Origin of the sequence: Lactobacillus helveticus (assembly GCF_046109915.1) — a bacterium.
Taxonomy (GTDB): Bacteria; Bacillota; Bacilli; order Lactobacillales; family Lactobacillaceae; genus Lactobacillus; species Lactobacillus helveticus.
This window is the reverse complement of the sequence record NZ_CP151471.1, coordinates 1,480,595-1,498,526: the sequence shown is the minus strand read 5'-3', so window position 1 is coordinate 1,498,526 and position 17,932 is coordinate 1,480,595. Positions and strand designations below refer to the sequence as shown.

The window sequence follows — 17,932 nt, the reverse complement described above, 5'->3', positions numbered from 1 at the left end:
TCAGATCAAGGTTGGCATTATCAATTGAATTACTATACCGATAAACTCTCTGAAAAAAATTTATACAAAGCATGTCTCGTAAGGGAAACTGTCTTGATAATGCGCCAATTGAAAGCTTCTTTCATCTTCTTAAAACAGAATGTCTTAATGGATTTCCACAGTGTAAAGATATTGGAGAATTCAAGGAAATCACAAAGAATTACGTCGATCGGTTTAACAATCGACGAATATCACAGAAAACAAAAGGCATGACTCCCTGCGAATACAGGGAACATGCCTTAGCAGTTTAAAAATATTCAATTTTGTCTAACTTTTGTGTTGCACTTTAAATGAGGTGATCTTTTTGAATCTTTTAAGAAATTATAGCTGCTAATGCAGCACCAGTCCGAGAGTTTTTATCGTTTAGGCTATCTTTTGGATGACCTTCAAAACAAACTTGACCGCCGAATTTACCAGCATCGGGTCCCATATCGACTAACCAATCGGCTCGTGAAATTAATTTCAGATTATGTTCAATCAGAATTAATGTATTGCCCTTATCAACCAATCCTTCAAATAAATCGATCAATTGTTGAGTATCCTGTAAGTGCAATCCGGTTGTTGGTTCATCTAAGAAATAGATTCGGCCGGTATGATTCAATTCCATTGCTAACTTAACACGTTGCACTTCACCACCAGATAAAGTGGTCATCGACTGGCTAAGATTCAAATAACCAAGTCCAACTTGGTGGAGTAGACTAACCTTTTTGTAGATATCTGGCACATCTTTGAAAAACTCTAAAGTGTCGTTGATAGAAAGATTTAGAACCTCAGAAATATCTTTGCCATGATAAGTGTATTGTAGTGCTTCTTGGCTATAACGTTTCCCATGACACAACTCACATTCTTGAACGATTGGATCCATGAATGCCATCTCGGTGATCATCACACCTTTACCTTTGCAACGGGGACAAGCACCTTTACCGTTATAACTAAATAGTTGTGTTGAAACGCCATTGTTGGCTTTACTGAAAAGCTTTCGTAGAGGATTTAAAATGTTCAAGTAAGTTGCAGGTGTAGAACGAATATTCAAACCTACAGAATCCTGACTCAAATCAATATAGTCTTGATCAGAAACTTGTTGTTTGAAAGCTTGGACTAAAGTACTTTTTCCAGAACCTGCTGGTCCAGATATCACGGTCATTACACCTTGAGGGATTCTGGTAGATACGTCTTTTAAATTATGAGAAGTTACATGATTAACATTTAGCCAAGATTGAGGTTCACGAGGCTTTGGGAAAGTGATTTTTTCTCGTAACATTTTACCCGTAATCGTATCTGACCGTAATAGTTCGTCGTAGGTACCAGTGGAAGTTACTTGACCACCATTTTTGCCGGCTTGTGGTCCCATTTCCACGACATAATCTGCTGTCGAAATAATGGCAGGGTTGTGATCAACTAGGATAATGGTATTGCCATGTTCCTTGAGCTTTTTTAAGGATTGGGTAATTAATTTAATATCGTGAGGATGGAGTCCTACACTTGGTTCATCGAGTACGTAAACTAAATCGGATAGGGAACTCGTCAAATATTTGGCAATTTTAATTCGTTGAGCTTCTCCACCAGATAGAGTATCAGTTCCACGGCCAAGGGAAAGATAACCTAAACCGATGTCGACCAAAGCTTGAATTTTACTACGTAGTTCACGCACCATTGTTTTAGCCTTGGGGTCCGAGATATTATCCAAAAATTTTAGGACACTTACTAAATCCATATCGCTGACTTCTGCAATATTTTTGCCAGCAATTTTACCAGTTAGAGCCTTTTTGTTCAGACGTGTTCCATGACATACTGGGCAAGGTTTTCGAGTGACAATCTTTGATAAGGCAGCTTCATGATGACGACCTGAGGCACTATGAATAACAGAGCGAAGCATACGTGGAACTAGTCCTTCATATAATGCCGTACGGCCCCAATTTGCCGGTGGATTTTTTAATTTTTGTTGCGGAGCGTGCATGAATAAATCATATTCTTCATCGGTGTAGTCTTTAATTTTTTTGTCTAAATCAAATAATCCACTGTTGCCATATTCCTTCCAACGCCAAGTTCCCGGTTGAAAACCGGCAAAAGTCATTGCACCTTCATTGAGTGATTTATTAGGATCAATTAATTGACGTTCATCTATGTCGTCAACAAAGCCTAATCCCTGACATTTTGGACACATTCCCTGAGGTAGGTTGAGGTAGGTTAAAGGAAAACCATTCAGAATACCCAACCCAAGGCTGTCCAATTCGAGAAAACATCAAACGTAAGACGGAATAGATGCCGGTGTAGGTTGCCAGAGTAGATCGAGAATTACGACCAATAGGCTTCTGTTCAACCACAATTGCCACTGGTAAGTTGTCGATTCGGTTCACCTCAGGTTGACCGTATTTAGGCAAATATTGTTGGGTGAAACTAGGAAAAGTTTCATTCAATTCACGTCGGGAAACAGCGGCTAATGTATCAAAAACTAAAGAGGACTTACCAGACCCAGAAAGGCCAGCAAATACAGTCGTTTTATGCTTAGGAATATCTAAACTGACATCCTTTAAGTTATTTTCTTGAGCTCCATGGATAGAGATAGTCCCATCTGCAAATAAATCAGTCATAAAAACCTCCAACAGTAAATTTATAATTCCATTATATATAGAAATCTCGTTTAACAAAAATAATCGGGTCTAGAATTTTTGGTGTTGGAAAGTATTTCCATTCCAAAAGTACTAGGCCCTTTTTGATAACAAAAAAAGGCATCTCAGCCTCCCTAGTGCTATGCTTTAAGCGACGAAACTCAAGATAAGCGGGGTAGGAATAGATGTCTCAACTAGATAATACACTTAAATTACTGGGAATTACAGACACAAACATTCAGGTGTTCGGTACTCGTGAGGAATTTCATGGTCGGGGCTCGGGTCGCAAAAAGTATTTGGTCATCCAGGCAGAGCTTACCTACACACTCAGGCGCTGTCCCAGCTGTGGATACAATACGTTGCCCCCTAACGGACACAAGCTCACTCATGTCCACATTGCAGGACCCATGGACCGGCCCGTAATTCTAGAGCTAAACAAGCAACGCTGGCGTTGTAGTAACTGCCATAGCACTTGTACGGCCACCACTCCAGTGGTATCAACCAACCACGCCATCGGTCACGGACTAGCGACTCATGTGCTGAAGCTAGCCAGTAAATCACTCCCGGCTAAGACTATCGCCAGTCTCACCGGTATTTCGACAAACTCAGTTCAGCGTATTTTGACGGCTAATATTCATCCACACGCGAGCCGCCGGTTACCGATTAATTTATGCTTTGATGAATTCCGTTCCACGCACGGCTCCATGTCGTTTATTTGCATTGACGCCGACACTCACAAATCAGTTAAAGTACTTAGCGACCGCCTTAATAGAACCATCAAACAGTTCTTTCTTAGTCAGTACAGCACCGCAGAACGGGCCGCGGTTCAACGCGTCATCATGGACATGAACGCCTCCTATCAGGCATTCGTGCACGAACTATTCCCTAACGCCGAACTCATTATTGATCGGTTCCACATTATTCAATTAATGGGCCGGACGATGGATACCATTCGCACTCAATGTTTTAAGCAACTCGACAAGCATTCGCGGAAATATAAAGTACTGAAATCACTATGGCGCCTATTCCACAAGGCCAACCCTGACACACAAAAGAGCCGCTACCTCTTCGGCCTGAATGAGTACTCGACCGAACAGAACGCTATTGATATTGGAACCGATACGTTTCCGGCCTTCAAAACAGCTTATGAAACCTACATCGATCTCCACGATGCTTTGATGGGGCGTCACGCTGATGAACTCAAGAATATCATCACTAACTATCAGCCTAACGGCACGCCCCTAGATACGGCCATGCATACCCTACGAAAGAATCTTAATGGAGTAATTAACGCCGCCAAATCGTCCTACTCTAACGGACCGATAGAGGGCATCAACCGTAAGATCAGGGAGCTCAAACGTGCTTGTTATGGCTTCTCCAATCAGGCCAATATGTTCACACGCGTCTACCAGCTGATTGCCTAGATTATCTACCACAATAACGTCACGATGGTAGGCTTATTTCTTATGCCTTCAAGTACGATATTCAGACAACACACCAGATTAAACGCCGCAACTAATAAAACAACAAAAAAGATCTCCCACACGAGGAGATCTCCAAAGGATAGAAACTATCCTTCGACACCATTTGACAAACTTCCAGTTTATGAGCAATGGCGCGGAGGTTATTGATAAATCTTAATAAAAAGATAAAGACCGTCAACGATTTAATCGAGTGAAGGATCCAATTGGTCTGTTTAAATTCTGCGAAGCGCTAACCGTATTGGGCTAACTTTTAACGGCTCCGGCAACCAGAAAACTGATATCGAGTGGTGTCACGTCGTTGGTTAGATTGCCAATCGAAATGAAGTCGGCGCCGCAGCCCTTAAAGGTGCTGATTGATTCGGCGGTGATCCCTCCAGATGCTTCGACCTTAATCGTTTTTGGGACGAGCTGGCGCCACTGCTTGATCGTTTCAGGGTTCTGATTATCAAACATGATGACATTGGCACCGCCAGCAACGGCTTGGCGAAGTTCTTCTTCGGTTTCCACTTCGACCTCAACTGGGGTGAGGGGGCCGACATGCCGTTTAACGGCCGCAAGCGCCTGGGTCACCCCGCCCGCTAAGGCAATATGGTTGTCCTTTAACATAATCCCGCCAGTTAGGTCAAAACGGTGATTGAAGCCGCCGCCAACGCTGACGGCGTACTTATCAAATAATCGCAAGCCGGGAGCAGTTTTACGAGTATCCGTAATTCGAATGGTCGCATCGTCCAATAGCTTGACGAAGTGTGTCGTCTGGGTGGCAATCCCGCTCATTCGCTGAATTAAGTTAAGGGTGACCCGTTCACCAGATAGTAGGGTTTGGGCTGTCCCGGAAACTGTGCCAATGATGTCGCCGGCCTTAACCGGAGCGCCGTCCGGAATTCGTGGTTTATAGGTTGCGTGACCCAGTAAGTCATAAGTTGCCTGGGGAATTTCTTGACCGCAAATAATGCCACTCTGCTTGGCGATAAATGATCCAGATAGGGGGGTTCCGCCTGGCAGAAACGCGACACTGAGATCCCCGAAACCTAAATCTTCTTTCAAAAATTCGCTGATTTTTTCCTTTAAGACGATGGGATTCATTGGTTGACCTCCCCGTTAGGTTGCTGATCAGCGCTGGGCAATGCCAAAACGGCAATCGAACCGATCAACAGTGAAACCATAAAAATGACGAAGATAATACTAATACTAATTTGGTGATCCATTAAGACCCCAATTAAGAGGGGGCCAAAGATTGCGCCGATGCGGCCAATTCCTTGCGCCATGCCGGTCATGGTTCCCCGAATATTGTGAGCATAGAGTTCCGGCGTCAATGCGATAATGGCCCCGTATGCCCCTAAGTTAAAGAAGGAAAGGACACAGCCAGAAATCACGATGAGAAGGGCTGACGCTGATTGGCCAAACATGATGGCGCCAAAGGCCGTTCCCAACATATAAATGGCAAAGACGTACTTGACCCGAATGCGCTTGGCTAACCACGATGCGCAGAGGTACCCCGGTAATTGGGCAACGACGATGATCGTGGTGTAACCAAAGCTGTTCACGATACCATAGCCCTTATCAACCATGATACTTGGTAACCACATGAACATACCGTAGTAACTGAACATCACCATAAACCAAGCAAGCCAAAGCATCAGTGTCCAGGGTTTAAAAGTGGTTTTCAGACTAACAAGCCAGTGTTGAGTTCCGGTGCTCTTCGGTGCTGTTTCATGAATGTGTTTTCGTAATACAATTGCGAAAACACCGGCGATTGCGGTTACCACAAGAATTCCCCGCCATCCTAGAACCGGCGTTAGTAGAAATGATAAAAATGACGCCACCAACCAGCCGAGGGCCCAAAAACTATCTGCCAGAATTAGCATCTGCGAACGTTTAGTCCCCCTGTAAATGTCGGCAATGTAGGTGGCCGCAACCGGTAATTCCCCGCCAAGCCCCATGCCAACGAAGAAGCGAATGCCTAAAAATGTGTAAAAACCTGGTGAGATGGCCAAAATCAGGTTGCCGATTGAGAATGTCAGCAAGGTGGCGATCAAGGTATTCTTGCGGCCAATCCGATCGGCTAAGTGGCCAAAGTAAAATCCACCACAGACCATGCCAATGGTGCTGACTGAACTAATCAGGCCGGTTTGTGAATTAGATAGTGCCCATTGCTGATGGACGATGGGCATAATAAATGATAGCAACCCGACGTCCATGGCATCAAATAACCAAGCCGTGCCAATAATTAAGAAGATGAACGTGGGGCGTTGTTGCGTGTTATCCATAATAAATGCAAGTTCCTTTCAATTAATAAAAGTACTAAGTACTTTTAAACGAGTAAAATAAAAATAGGTTTTACTTTAAATAAGAGAATACACGGATTCTGTGAAAACATCAAGTAAGGTAGATTGTAAAATTAATCCGAACGCTGTTTGGACAAAAAAGATCAGCTTCCTTTAAAGTGGGAGACAAAACAAGTATTCCTTTGGCAGCGGTGGTGGCCGCTTTAGGGATCCCGGTACCCATGATCTCCGGTCGGGGCCTCGGCCATACCGGTGGAACCCTGGATAAACTGGAAGCCATTCCAGGCTATCAGGTTGAAATTAGTGAGCAGGATTTCATTAAACAAGTCAAGAAGGATCACTTAGCCATTATCGGCGCCACGGGAAATATTGCGCCGGCCGATAAGAAGATCTACGCCTTACGTGACGTAACCGATACGGTTGATTCAATTCCACTAATTGCCGGTTCAATTATGAGCAAAAAGATTGCTTCTGGGACCGATGCCTTGGTGATTGATGTTAAAACTGGTGCGGGCGCCTTCATGAAGACATTGGAAGATTCTAAAGCGCTTGCCAGGGCCTTGGTTGACATTGGCAAAGGCGTTGGCATGCAATTTATGGCGCTGATTACCGACATGAACCAGCCATTAGGGAATGCGATTGGCAACTCACTTGAGATTGAAGAATCAATTGATTTATTGAAAGGTAATGGCCCAGCTGATTTGGAAAAACTGATTGTGACTATTGGTGGCTACATGGCAGTCATGGGTGACAAAGCTAAAACGACTGCTGAAGGGCAGAAAATGTGTGAGGAAGTCATTCATAATGGCCAGGCCTTAGCCAGCTTCGAAGCGATGGTTAGGGATCAGGGTGGTGATCCCAATGTTGTCAACGATCCAAATGGGGTCTTGCCCCAGGCTAAATACTAAATTCAATTACCTGCCAAAACATCAGGTGTGATTGCTAAAATTGTTGCCGATGAAGTTGGCGTTGCCAGCATGTTACTCGGTGGGGCCGTCAAAAGGCTGACAATCAATTGGATTACTCGGTTGGTATTGTACTCAATAAAAAGATTGGTGATAAGGTCGAATCTGGTGAACCGCTGTTAACGATTTATAGTAATCGTGAAGAGGTTGATGATATTAAGAAATTGTTGTATGACAATATTGAAGTGGCAGACACAGCCAAAGTGCCAGAGTTGATTTACACAACGATTGAGTAAGCCGATTTTAATCAGTGAATCAGCCATAATGATGATGTAATTTTGGAACCATCATAATCCATCCCCAAAAGCTTCACCTGCGATGCATAAGTAGCGCTCAGAGGTGAAGCTTTTTTGCTGCTCATTTGAACTGAAGCTACTTTAAATATCCGTTATTTAAAAAAATCTTTACGGGTCCTCGCAACCCGTATACAATGACGTTTATTGGCATGCCGTTAACCAAAATAGTTTGATATTCAAACTAATATGGTATATGATGTGTTTTGTTCAAATATTTAAAAAAATCTTTACGGGTCCTCGCAACCCGTATACAATGCCGTTAACCAGAATAGTTTGATATTCGAACTAATATGGTATATGATGTGTTTTGTTCAAAATGAGGGGCTTCATGTTTTTAATTTTAAGGGACGCCTCTCAATAATTAGTTCGGGTTTTGAACTAATTTAATTGGATGTAGATGTTTGCAATTGAAAGGAAGAAATCAATGAGTGTATTAGATGCAGCTGAAATTATGGATTTGATTCCGAACCGTTACCCAATCCTGTTTATGGATAAGGTCGACGAATTAAATCCTGGTGAGTCAATTATTTGTACCAAGAACGTGACAATTAATGAAGAATTTTTCCAAGGCCATTTTCCTGGCAATCCAGTCATGCCTGGTGTGTTGATCATTGAGTCACTTGCCCAAGCCGCTTCAATTTTGATTTTAAAGACAGAGAAATATCAAGGCAAAACGGCTTATCTGGGGGCAATTGACAGTGCCAAATTCAGAAAAGTCGTCCGTCCGGGCGATGTCCTTAAACTACACGTCACCATGGAAAAACAACGTGACAATATGGGCAAAGTTAAGTGTGAAGCAAAGGTCGAAGATAAGGTTGCCTGTTCTGCAGAGTTAACGTTTATCGTCCCTGATCCTAAGAAGAAAATCTAATTTGGACAAATTGGTAGGAGACTAATCTCATGAATGCAATAAGTGATGAAATTAAAGAAGACTACAACTTCATTAGCGATTCTTTGGTGGACATTTATGATCAGATTATGCGAATCGAAGAGAGCGAAATCAAGAAGAGCCGTTTTAAGGACATCACCGCAAAAGAATTGCATTTGGTCCATACGATTGGCTTACATGACCATAAAACGACGTCCGAGGTTGCTCGGATCTTGCGATTGAGCAAGGGAACGCTGACAGCTAATTTAAATAATTTGGAACGCAAAGGGTACATTTTCCGGATAAGGAATCAACGGGATCGGCGAATCATTAATTTGGTGTTAACTAGTAAAGGCCGACTGCTTTACCGAGCCCATTATGCATTCCATCGAAAATTGGTTGAGCAGTGTCTCAAGGGATTCGACGGTTCGGATATCAAAAAAATGAAGCAAGCGTTAATGAACGTGGAAGATTTTATTGGTGAGGTTTCGGGTAGATGAAATTTGAAGATTTCAAAATCATGGCAACAGCCAGTTCGGCACCTGACCACGTTGTGACTAACGATGAGTTAGCGACGATGATGGATACGTCAGATGAGTGGATCACGCAACGGACCGGGATTAAGCGCAGACGGATTGCGACTGAGGAAACGACCAGTTCAATGTGTACTGATGTGGCGACACAATTAATTGCCCAAAGTGACTTAACTGCTAAAGATATTGATTTGATTGCGGTGGCTACGATGTCGCCGGATTATCTCACCCCATCTGTGAGTGCGATGGTTCAAGGTAATATTGGGGCGGATCATGCCATTGCCTTTGATATTGACGCAGCCTGTTCAGGATTTGTTTACGGGTTACATTTGGTAAAACAGATGTTGATTGCCAATCAGCAAAAAAATGCCATTTTGATTGGTGGCGAAATCCTCAGCAAATTGTTGGATTGGTCTGATCGATCCACCGCAGTGCTGTTTGGCGATGGTGCTGGCGGCGTTTTGATTCGAAACACAGCTGTGGATAAGGGTTCGTTTATCAGTGAAGATCTGCGGACATTAGGTAATCTGGGTCAATATTTAACTGCTGGCCAAACAGGCAATCCGTCACCATTTGCAACAGATCAACAGCCATTTTCACCGTTCTTCAAGATGAATGGCCGGCGAGTTTATAGCTTCGCCGTTAAGAACGTGCCAGAATCAATTAACGACGCCTTGAAGCAGGCCAATTTAACGGCTGATGAGGTTGACTGTTTTGTTTTACATCAGGCCAACCAACGGATTGTGGAACGGATCGCCGATGAATTGGCGGTCTCGATGGCTAAGTTTCCAATTAACATTGATGAATATGGAAACACCGCTGCGGCCAGCGAACCAATTTTGTTAGATCAATTAGTTAAACAAAAAATCATTAAAAGGGGGGATGTCATCGCCCTATCCGGATTTGGCGGCGGATTAACGGTTGGAACCATGATTATGAAATATTAGCAAGCAATGAACATTGATGAACAAAAAAAGAATAACAAACATTTAGAGGAGATTTATTATGACTAAAGAAGAAGTATTTAACAAGATCAAGGACATTATCGTAGACCAATTGGACGTAGACGCTGACAAGGTTAAAGAAAACACCAATTTCAAGAACGACTTGGATTTAGACAGTTTGGACATCTTTGAAGTGATTGACAAGATCGAAGACCTTTACGATATCGAAATCGATACTGATGAAGGTATGGAAACTGTCGGTGAATTAGTTGATTACGTTTTGAAGCAAAAAACTGACAAGTAGGTCGATAATTTGAAACTAGGTTATTTATTTAGCGGCCAAGGTAAGCAATTTGACGAAATGGGACAGGACTTGTATCAACAAGAACCTGTTTATCGGCAAACAATTGATCAAGCTTCCGAAGCTTTGAATATGGATATGAGCGATGCCACCGTTTTTGATAATCCGGTCAATACCCAAGTGGCGATTGTCGCCATGAGTACAGGGATTGAACGGATTATCAATCAAGATTTTGGTGATCCAGTTGGTGCCACTGGTTTGAGTCTTGGTGAGTATAGCGCGATTGTCGCTGCCAAGGGATTGGACTTCAGTGATGCCCTTCAATTGGTTCGTGATCGCAGTCACTACATGGATCAAGCCGGTCAGGATCATCCTGGCAAAATGGCGGCTGTCTTAAAAACGACTGCTGACATGGTCGACCAAGCGGTAAAAGTCGGTTCGAAGAAGGGTGAGATCTATGCAGCCAATTACAACACAGATTCTCAAATTGTGATTGGTGGTTCCATTGAGGGGCTTCAGGCAGCTACCGATTATCTGCATGAGCACGGTGTTAAACGGGTTGTCCCGTTGAAAATGACGGTTGCGTCTCACACCCCATTTATGCAGGAGGCCTCCGATTTGTTGGCAAAACGAATTCAAGATGTCTCGTTTAACCAGTTGGCTTTCCCAGTGATCAGTAACACAACGTCTCAACCTTTCGAAGTTAACACGATTAAGCAAACGTTAATCGATCAGCTCATTAATCCAACCCATTTTTATAACTGCATTCAACAGCTTACTCAATTGGGTGTTGATACAGTTGTTGAACTGGGCCCTGGCGATACGCTGATGAAGTTTGCCAAGAATGTGGTGGCGAACGATCATACATTCCATATTGATAGTGTTAAGACGTTAAACGATTTTCGATCAAAAGCAAAGTTGGTGAAATAATGAGTGACACAAAACAAGTTGCATTAGTAACCGGAGCTGCCAAGGGAATTGGCCTGGCAATCGCTAAACGGCTTTCAAGTGATGGGATGACAGTTGTGATTAACTCACACCATACCTTAACTGACGAAGAGAAACAAAGCTTTTCAGACGCAGGCTTTTCATTTGATAATTTGGTTGGCGATGTGGCTAATGAAGCCGACGCTGAAAAAATAGTCGGCGAAGTTGTTGAAAAATACGGTCAAATTGACGTTCTGGTGAACAATGCCGGCATTACAAAGGACAAGTTGTTAAGCCGGTTAAAGTTAGCTGATTTTAAAGCCGTGATCGACACGAACCTGGTGGGTGCTTTTAACATGACCAAGTTTGCGATGAAATTCATGCAAAAGAGCCGCTCAGGGGCCATTGTGAACCTGTCCAGCATTTCTGGGTTACATGGTAATTTGGGTCAGGCAAATTATTCAGCCAGCAAGGCCGGACTAGTCGGGTTAACGAAGACCGCTGCTAGAGAGGGTGCCCTGAGAAATATTCGGTGTAACGCAGTTGCCCCCGGAATGGTTGCCACTGACATGACTGGTAAAATGAGCGAACGCCGACAAAAAGAATTTACGGATCAGATTCCGTTGAAACGATTTGCCGAACCTGATGAGATTGCTGACGCGGTCGCATTTTTGATTCATAATCAGTACATCACTGGCCAAGTGGTCACGGTCGATGGCGGTTTAACAATTTAGAGTTGTTGAAGGAGTAAATTAATGAGCAGAGTAGTGATTACCGGAATGGGAATTGTTTCCCCAATTGGAAACGATGTTGAAAGTTTTTTGAAGTATTTATTTGCTTCTAAAGTGGGCATTAATCCAATTACCAAATTTGACGCAGAGCCGACTGGCATTACCGTTGCTGGTGAGGTGAAAGACTTTGACCCGTTAAAACGAGTTGACAAGAAGTTTGCCAAGCGAAATGACTTGTTCTGTACTTATGCACTGTATAGTGCCAAAGAAGCAATGGAGATGGCTGGTCTCACCGAAGACAACATTGATCCTGAAGATCTTGGCGTGATTTATGGTTCTGGAATTGGTGGCTTGACCACTATTCAAGAACAGGTTATCAAGATGCATGATAAGAGCCCTAAGCGGGTATCCCCATTGTTTGTTCCGGATTCAATTATTAATATGGCGGCCGGTAACATTTCGATTGCTTTTAATGCGCTGAACACCAGCCAGGGAATTGTCACCGCCTGTTCATCAGGAACTAACGCGATTGGAAATGCGTTTGAGTATATCAAGCAAGGCAAGGCGAAGGCCATTATTGCGGGTGGAACCGAAGCGTCAGTGAATGAAATTGGAATCTCTGGCTTCGCGGCCTTAACGGCATTGTCCAAGGAAACTGATCCAAAGAAGGCTTCAATTCCATTTGATAAGGATCGGAATGGATTTGTGCTTGGTGAAGGTTCTGGAACTGTGATCCTTGAAGATTACGATCACGCCAAAGCCCGCCATGCCAATATTTTAGCTGAAATTGTTGGTTATGGAACCACCAGCGACGCCTATCATATGACTGCCCCGGATCCAGAAGGCAAGGGTGCCATTCGTGCCATGCAACAAGCGGTTGATGAAGCCGGCATCGATGAAACCGAAGTTGATTACATCAATGCTCATGGAACCAGCACTCATGCTAACGACAGCGCCGAATCTAAAGCTATTAAACAAGTCTTTGCCAAGAATGACCATGTTAAAGTCAGCAGTACCAAAGGGATGACTGGCCATGCACTGGGAGCTGCCGGCGCAATTGAAGCCGTTGCAACGATTGGCGCAATCCAGCATAACCAGATGCCCGTGAACGTCGGTGTGGTTAACCAAGACGAAGCCTGTGATATTGAGTTGGTTAACGACGACAATAAAAAAGCCCCCGTAAATTACGCAATTAGTAACTCATTTGGTTTTGGAGGCCATAACGCGGTAATTGTATTTAAGGGATGTGATTAAACAATGAATGAGAAAGAAATTGAACGCTTGCTTGAGAAATTTGATCAATCATCACTGAAAGACTTCGAATTGACTCAGGATGACTTCAAATTAAAGTTGAGTAAACGTGAGCAGAATGACCAAGTTGTTGTTCAGCAGCCGACTGGTTCTAAAACGCCAGTCAGTGAAGTGCCAAAATCTACCAGTGCCAATTCTCAACCTGCTGGCGAGCCGCAACAGTCAGTCAAGGACAATGTTGCTGAAATTAAGGCACCGTTTGTCGGCGTCGTTTACTTTGCACCAAGTCCGGATAAACCGGTTTATAAAAAACAGGGTGACCACGTTGAAAAAGGTGAGGTCGTTTGTGTGATTGAAGCCATGAAGATGATCAACGAGGTCAAGAGCGATGTCACTGGAACAATTTCTAATATTTTAGTTGAAGATGGGAGCATGGTCGAATATGACCAGCCGATTTTTCAAGTCACGAAGGGGTAATTAAATGAAAACAGCAGTAAATGATGTCATTCCACAGCGTTATCCCTTTGAAATGATTGATAAGTTTATTGATGTTCAACCAGGAGTTTCAGCCTCAGCCATTAAGCTGATTTCGATTAATGAGTGGTTCTTTGCCAACCAAACGAGTAGTCGATTAGCAGTGCCACGCCCAATTATGATCGAGGCAATGGCTCAAACCGGGGTTGCGGCGATTTTGTCGATTCCTGAAAATAAAGGGAAGAATGTCTTTTTCGGTGGAATCAAGAATGCCACTTTTCAAGATGACTTTCGACCCGGTGACAAATTGGAATTTGAAGTTGTCATGAAAAAATTGAAACGGAATATTGGCTTGGGTCACGGGACGATTCATCGTGATGGCCAATCAATTTGTGAAGCTGATTTAATTTTTGCAGTTGAATGACGGAGGTGAGCAGATGTTTAAAAAAGTATTAGTGGCTAATCGTGGTGAAATTGCCGTCCAAATTATTCGGGCACTGCACGATATGGGCATCACGGCGGTAGCAGTCTATTCTAGTGCTGATAAAGACAGTTTGTTCGTTCACTTAGCTGATGAGGCAATCTGTATTGGTGGGCCACAACCGAGCGAGTCGTATCTCAATATGGCTCAAATCATTAGTGCTGCTAACCTGACTGGGTGTGAAGCAATTCATCCTGGCTACGGATTCTTGTCAGAGAACGCCGAATTTGCGGAACTCTGCGAAACCTGTCATATCAAGTTTGTCGGTCCCAGTCACGAATTGATTTCGCTGATGGGTGATAAATCAAATGCCAGAGAAGCCATGGAAAAAGCTGGCGTGCCAGTAATTCCTGGTAGCCAGGGAGTTGTCAAAACAGTCAGCCAAGCAGAAACAGTTGCAGAAAAAATTGGCTTCCCAGTCTTATTGAAGGCAGCTGCAGGTGGCGGTGGTAAGGGAATTCGTGAGGTTGATCGACCAGAAGATCTTCATAGTGCCTTCGAGCAGACTCAACAAGAAGCCCGGGTATCGTTCAACAACGATGATATTTATGTCGAAAAATTGATTCGAAATGCCAAACACGTCGAAATGCAAGTCATTGCCGATGAATTTAACCACGTGGTCTATCTGCCAGAGCGGGATTGTTCCCTTCAGCGGAACCACCAAAAGGTGATCGAGGAAAGCCCCTGTGTCCAGATTTCACCGACTGAACGGAAAAAATTGGGCGAAATTGTTGCCAATGCAACTTTAAAATTAGGCTATACCAATACAGGGACCTATGAATTCTTGATGACCGAAGACCACCACTTTTACTTCATGGAAATGAACACCAGACTTCAAGTTGAGCACACGATTACCGAAGAAGTGACCGGTATCGAATTGGTTAAAGCCCAGCTGAAGGTTGCTGATGGGCAAGAGTTGCCATTTACGCAAGCAGATGTAGCCGTAAAGGGACATGCCCTTGAGTGTCGTCTCAACGCCGAAGATCCTAGTCATAACTTCGCTCCCCGACCAGGTCGGATTAATCATTTGTTCTTTCCGGCTGGGTCACTCGGAGTTCGAATTGATTCCGGGGTCGCCCAGGGAAGCTTTATTTCACCATTCTATGATTCAATGATTGCCAAAGTGGTCGTTCATTTGAATGATCGGAATACCGTAATTGCCAAGATGAATCGAATTCTAGAGGAACTCAAGATCAATGGGGTAGTGACTAATCAAACCTTCTTAAAGTATTTGATTAACACTGCTGAATTTAATTCCGGCCAGTATTCAACCAACTTTATCGAGAATCAGGTTTTAACGAACAAGGAGGGATTCCATGTTGCAGAGTCGGTTTAAAATGCCCAGTCATGACGAATTAGTCAAACGAATGGATGCAATCCCCGACCATGTACTGCGGGAATGCCCAATTTGTCATGCCAAGTTTTTATCGATGAGGTTGGGCCGTGACCATACATGTCCAAAGTGTGGGTATGGTTTTCGGATTTTGGCCAAACGGCGTGTCAAGATCACATTTGATAAGTTCACTGAAATTGATCAAAATATCACGGTTCCTGATCGATACACTGATGAGAAGTATCGAGCTAAGATTGCCAAAGCCAAGAAAGTAACTGGTCTTAACGAAAGTGTGCTGACTGGAATTGGGTCGCTGAATAAGCAACAGGTTGCTGTGGGCATTATGGATCCATTTTGGATCATGGGTAGTCTGGGCAGTGCAACCGGTGAAAAAATTACCCGGTTGTTTGAACTGGCCACTCGAAAGGATTTACCAGTGGTCATGTTCACCTCTTCAGGTGGTGCTCGGATGCAGGAAGGCATACACTCCTTGATGCAAATGGCAAAGGTTTCCAGTGCCGTTGCGGAACATAGTGCGGCTGGGTTATTGTACATCGTGGTTCTTTGCGATCCAACGACTGGTGGGGTGACTGCCAGTTTTGCAATGGACGGGGACATCATTTTAGCTGAACCACACGCTTTAGTGGGATTTGCCGGTCGTCGTGTAATCGAACAAACAATCATGCAAACACCCCCCAAAGATTTTCAAAGCGCTGAAACCGTCATGAAACATGGCTTCATTGATCAGATTGTGAAACGGTCCGACATGAAGAAAACACTGACCCAACTCCTCCGCTTACATACAAAGGAGAATGCATATGGTTAATGAAACAGCCTATCAGCGGGTTCAAGGTGCTCGTAGAAAAGATAAAATTTCGACTGCAGAGCTGATTCATGGTTTGACAACTGACTTCTTTGAGCTCCATGGCGATCGATTAGAGGCGGATGATCACGCGTTGATTGGTGGAGTTGGTTTGTTGAACAACCGGCCAATCACGGTTGTGGGTATCCAAAAGGGCGCTGATACTGACGAGAATATTGACCGTCATTTTGGGAGTTCGACGCCGCAAGGTTATCGCAAAGCACTACGCTTAATGAAGCAAGCTGAAAAATTCCACCGGCCCATTTTGGCGTTGGTTAATACACCAGGTGCCTGGCCAGACGTGGAATCCGAATATCATGGTCAGGGCTCAGCAGTTGCTCAATGTATCATTCAGGGGATGCAGCTCAAGGTACCTTATATCAGTATCATTGTTGGCGAAGGTGGGAGTGGGGGAGCTCTCGCCTTGGCATGTGGTGATCAGGTGTTGATGTTTGAGGACAGTATTTACTCCGTTCTCTCGCCCGAAGGCTATGCAAGTATTATGTGGAAAGATTCTTCAAAGGTGCAACAGGCTGCCGAAGAACTTGGATTAACTCCAGAGAGTTTACTGAAAGATGGTATTATTAATCAAATTATTCATGAATATAAACCTGGTGATGATTTAAGTGATTTGCGCGACTTCTTGGACAAACAGTTTACCGAACTCGAGAATTTGCCAATGAGCGAATTAATTGAACAGAGACAACGACGTTTTAGAAATTATTAATTCTTGAATTTGCACTTAATTTGACAATTCAAGTTAAAAATAAAATGGAGGCCCAATCATGAGTGACTTTTTAGATGGTAAAACAATCGTAATCATGGGGGTTGCGAATAAGCGAAGCATTGCTTGGGGATGTACTCAGGCAATTATGAACCAGGGCGCAAAAGTTGTCCTGACGTATCAAAATAATCGGATCAAGAAGAGTCTGAAGCGCTTTGTTCCCGAAGACCTGGACTTACTTGAATGTGACGTTTCAGAAGATGAAAACATTGAAAAGGCGTTCGCTGAAATTGGCGACCGCTATGGTAAGATTGACGGTGTCATTCATGCCATTGCTTATGCTGACAAGGATACATTGACTTCTGGATTGGTTAATACCACTAAAGATGGGTATGATTTAGCCCAAAATATCAGTGCTTATTCATTAATTGCAGTTGCCAGATATGCTCAACCAGTGCTGAACAACCCAGCCAGCATCTTGACGTTGACTTACTTTGGGTCCACTCGGGCAATCCCTAATTACAATATGATGGGCGTTGCCAAAGCCGCTTTGGAAGCCAACGTCCGTTATTTAGCATCAGATTTAGGTGCGACTGGTATTCGAGTGAACGCAATTTCTGCTGGGGCCGTTAAGACATTGGCAGTTACTGGGATTAAACATCATGGCGAGTTATTAAAAGAATCCGAATCACGGACAGTTGATCAAAAGAGTGTTACAACTGATGAAATTGGTAACGTTGCTGCCTTTTTGATGAGTGATTTGTCAACTGGAATGACCGGCGATGTGGTATATGTTGATAAGGGCGTTCATCTGATTTAATCAGG

17 protein-coding genes and 2 pseudogenes are annotated in these 17,932 nt (G+C 43.6%); 16 read left to right on the top strand and 3 right to left on the bottom strand.

What is annotated here, in order from left to right; genetic code table 11:
- Positions 1-71: 71 nt before the first annotated feature.
- Positions 72-290, top strand: a complete 219-nt coding sequence (locus AADV52_RS07635) for an IS3 family transposase (protein ID WP_227028438.1) — start codon at positions 72-74, stop codon at positions 288-290.
- A gap of 62 nt (positions 291-352) precedes the next feature.
- Here AADV52_RS07635 and AADV52_RS07630 read toward each other — a convergent pair.
- Positions 353-2,630, bottom strand: a pseudogene (locus AADV52_RS07630) (ATP-binding cassette domain-containing protein).
- A 203-nt stretch (positions 2,631-2,833) separates the two neighbouring features.
- Between AADV52_RS07630 and AADV52_RS07625 the strand changes: the two are divergent.
- Positions 2,834-4,072 carry an ISL3 family transposase gene (locus AADV52_RS07625; RefSeq protein ID WP_409044988.1) on the top strand — a complete coding sequence of 413 codons (1,239 nt, stop codon included), beginning with the start codon at positions 2,834-2,836 and terminating at the stop codon, positions 4,070-4,072.
- 303 nt (positions 4,073-4,375) lie between these two features.
- On the opposite strand, the gene nadC is transcribed toward AADV52_RS07625, so the two are convergent.
- Both nadC and AADV52_RS07615 read right to left on the bottom strand, forming a co-directional pair.
- On the bottom strand, positions 4,376-5,215 hold the full coding sequence (gene nadC / locus AADV52_RS07620; protein WP_014564315.1) for a carboxylating nicotinate-nucleotide diphosphorylase: 840 nt from the start codon (positions 5,213-5,215) through the stop codon (positions 4,376-4,378).
- Positions 5,212-6,399 carry an MFS transporter gene (locus AADV52_RS07615; protein ID WP_057962186.1) on the bottom strand — a complete coding sequence of 396 codons (1,188 nt, stop codon included), beginning with the start codon at positions 6,397-6,399 and terminating at the stop codon, positions 5,212-5,214. The genes nadC and AADV52_RS07615 overlap by 4 nt, the downstream gene beginning before the upstream one ends.
- A 176-nt stretch (positions 6,400-6,575) precedes the next feature.
- On the opposite strand from AADV52_RS07615, the pseudogene AADV52_RS07610 reads away from it, so the two are divergent.
- The 14 genes and pseudogenes from AADV52_RS07610 to fabI form a co-directional block, all read left to right on the top strand.
- Positions 6,576-7,618, top strand: a pseudogene (locus tag AADV52_RS07610) (thymidine phosphorylase); the annotation flags it as partial.
- 484 nt (positions 7,619-8,102) lie between these two features.
- The gene (gene fabZ, locus AADV52_RS07605; protein ID WP_014919527.1) at positions 8,103-8,549 is read left to right on the top strand and encodes a 3-hydroxyacyl-ACP dehydratase FabZ; all 447 of its coding nucleotides are present in this window, start codon (positions 8,103-8,105) and stop codon (positions 8,547-8,549) included.
- A gap of 29 nt (positions 8,550-8,578) precedes the next feature.
- Positions 8,579-9,046 carry a MarR family winged helix-turn-helix transcriptional regulator gene (locus AADV52_RS07600; protein WP_014564303.1) on the top strand — a complete coding sequence of 156 codons (468 nt, stop codon included), beginning with the start codon at positions 8,579-8,581 and terminating at the stop codon, positions 9,044-9,046.
- Complete coding sequence (locus AADV52_RS07595) at positions 9,043-10,026, top strand: beta-ketoacyl-ACP synthase III (RefSeq protein ID WP_014919526.1); 984 nt, start codon at positions 9,043-9,045, stop codon at positions 10,024-10,026. The genes AADV52_RS07600 and AADV52_RS07595 overlap by 4 nt, the downstream gene beginning before the upstream one ends.
- Before the next feature lie 58 nt (positions 10,027-10,084).
- Positions 10,085-10,327 (top strand): acyl carrier protein, encoded by a 243-nt coding sequence (locus AADV52_RS07590; RefSeq protein ID WP_013855204.1) that lies wholly within the window; start codon positions 10,085-10,087, stop codon positions 10,325-10,327.
- Between the two features lie 9 nt (positions 10,328-10,336).
- A complete protein-coding gene (locus tag AADV52_RS07585) occupies positions 10,337-11,254 on the top strand; it encodes an ACP S-malonyltransferase (RefSeq protein ID WP_014919525.1) in 918 nt (305 codons plus the stop codon).
- Positions 11,254-11,985: a 3-oxoacyl-ACP reductase FabG gene (gene fabG / locus AADV52_RS07580; protein WP_014564300.1), complete on the top strand. Its 732-nt coding sequence runs from the start codon at positions 11,254-11,256 to the stop codon at positions 11,983-11,985. Before AADV52_RS07585 ends, fabG begins: the two co-directional genes overlap by 1 nt.
- Positions 11,986-12,006: 21 nt before the next feature.
- Complete coding sequence (gene fabF / locus AADV52_RS07575; protein WP_409044987.1) at positions 12,007-13,236, top strand: beta-ketoacyl-ACP synthase II; 1,230 nt, start codon at positions 12,007-12,009, stop codon at positions 13,234-13,236.
- A gap of 3 nt (positions 13,237-13,239) precedes the next feature.
- Positions 13,240-13,710 carry an acetyl-CoA carboxylase biotin carboxyl carrier protein gene (gene accB, locus AADV52_RS07570; protein ID WP_013855208.1) on the top strand — a complete coding sequence of 157 codons (471 nt, stop codon included), beginning with the start codon at positions 13,240-13,242 and terminating at the stop codon, positions 13,708-13,710.
- A gap of 4 nt (positions 13,711-13,714) precedes the next feature.
- Positions 13,715-14,131, top strand: a complete 417-nt coding sequence (locus tag AADV52_RS07565; RefSeq protein WP_014919524.1) for a 3-hydroxyacyl-ACP dehydratase FabZ family protein — start codon at positions 13,715-13,717, stop codon at positions 14,129-14,131.
- A 13-nt stretch (positions 14,132-14,144) separates the two neighbouring features.
- Positions 14,145-15,524 (top strand): acetyl-CoA carboxylase biotin carboxylase subunit, encoded by a 1,380-nt coding sequence (gene accC / locus AADV52_RS07560; protein WP_014919523.1) that lies wholly within the window; start codon positions 14,145-14,147, stop codon positions 15,522-15,524.
- Positions 15,505-16,347: an acetyl-CoA carboxylase carboxyltransferase subunit beta gene (locus AADV52_RS07555; RefSeq protein ID WP_014564296.1), complete on the top strand. Its 843-nt coding sequence runs from the start codon at positions 15,505-15,507 to the stop codon at positions 16,345-16,347. Before accC ends, AADV52_RS07555 begins: the two co-directional genes overlap by 20 nt.
- A complete protein-coding gene (gene accA / locus AADV52_RS07550) occupies positions 16,340-17,110 on the top strand; it encodes a carboxyltransferase subunit alpha (RefSeq protein WP_014919522.1) in 771 nt (256 codons plus the stop codon). Before AADV52_RS07555 ends, accA begins: the two co-directional genes overlap by 8 nt.
- Positions 17,111-17,168: 58 nt before the next feature.
- Complete coding sequence (gene fabI, locus AADV52_RS07545) at positions 17,169-17,927, top strand: enoyl-ACP reductase FabI (RefSeq protein ID WP_003630369.1); 759 nt, start codon at positions 17,169-17,171, stop codon at positions 17,925-17,927.
- Positions 17,928-17,932: the final 5 nt, after the last annotated feature.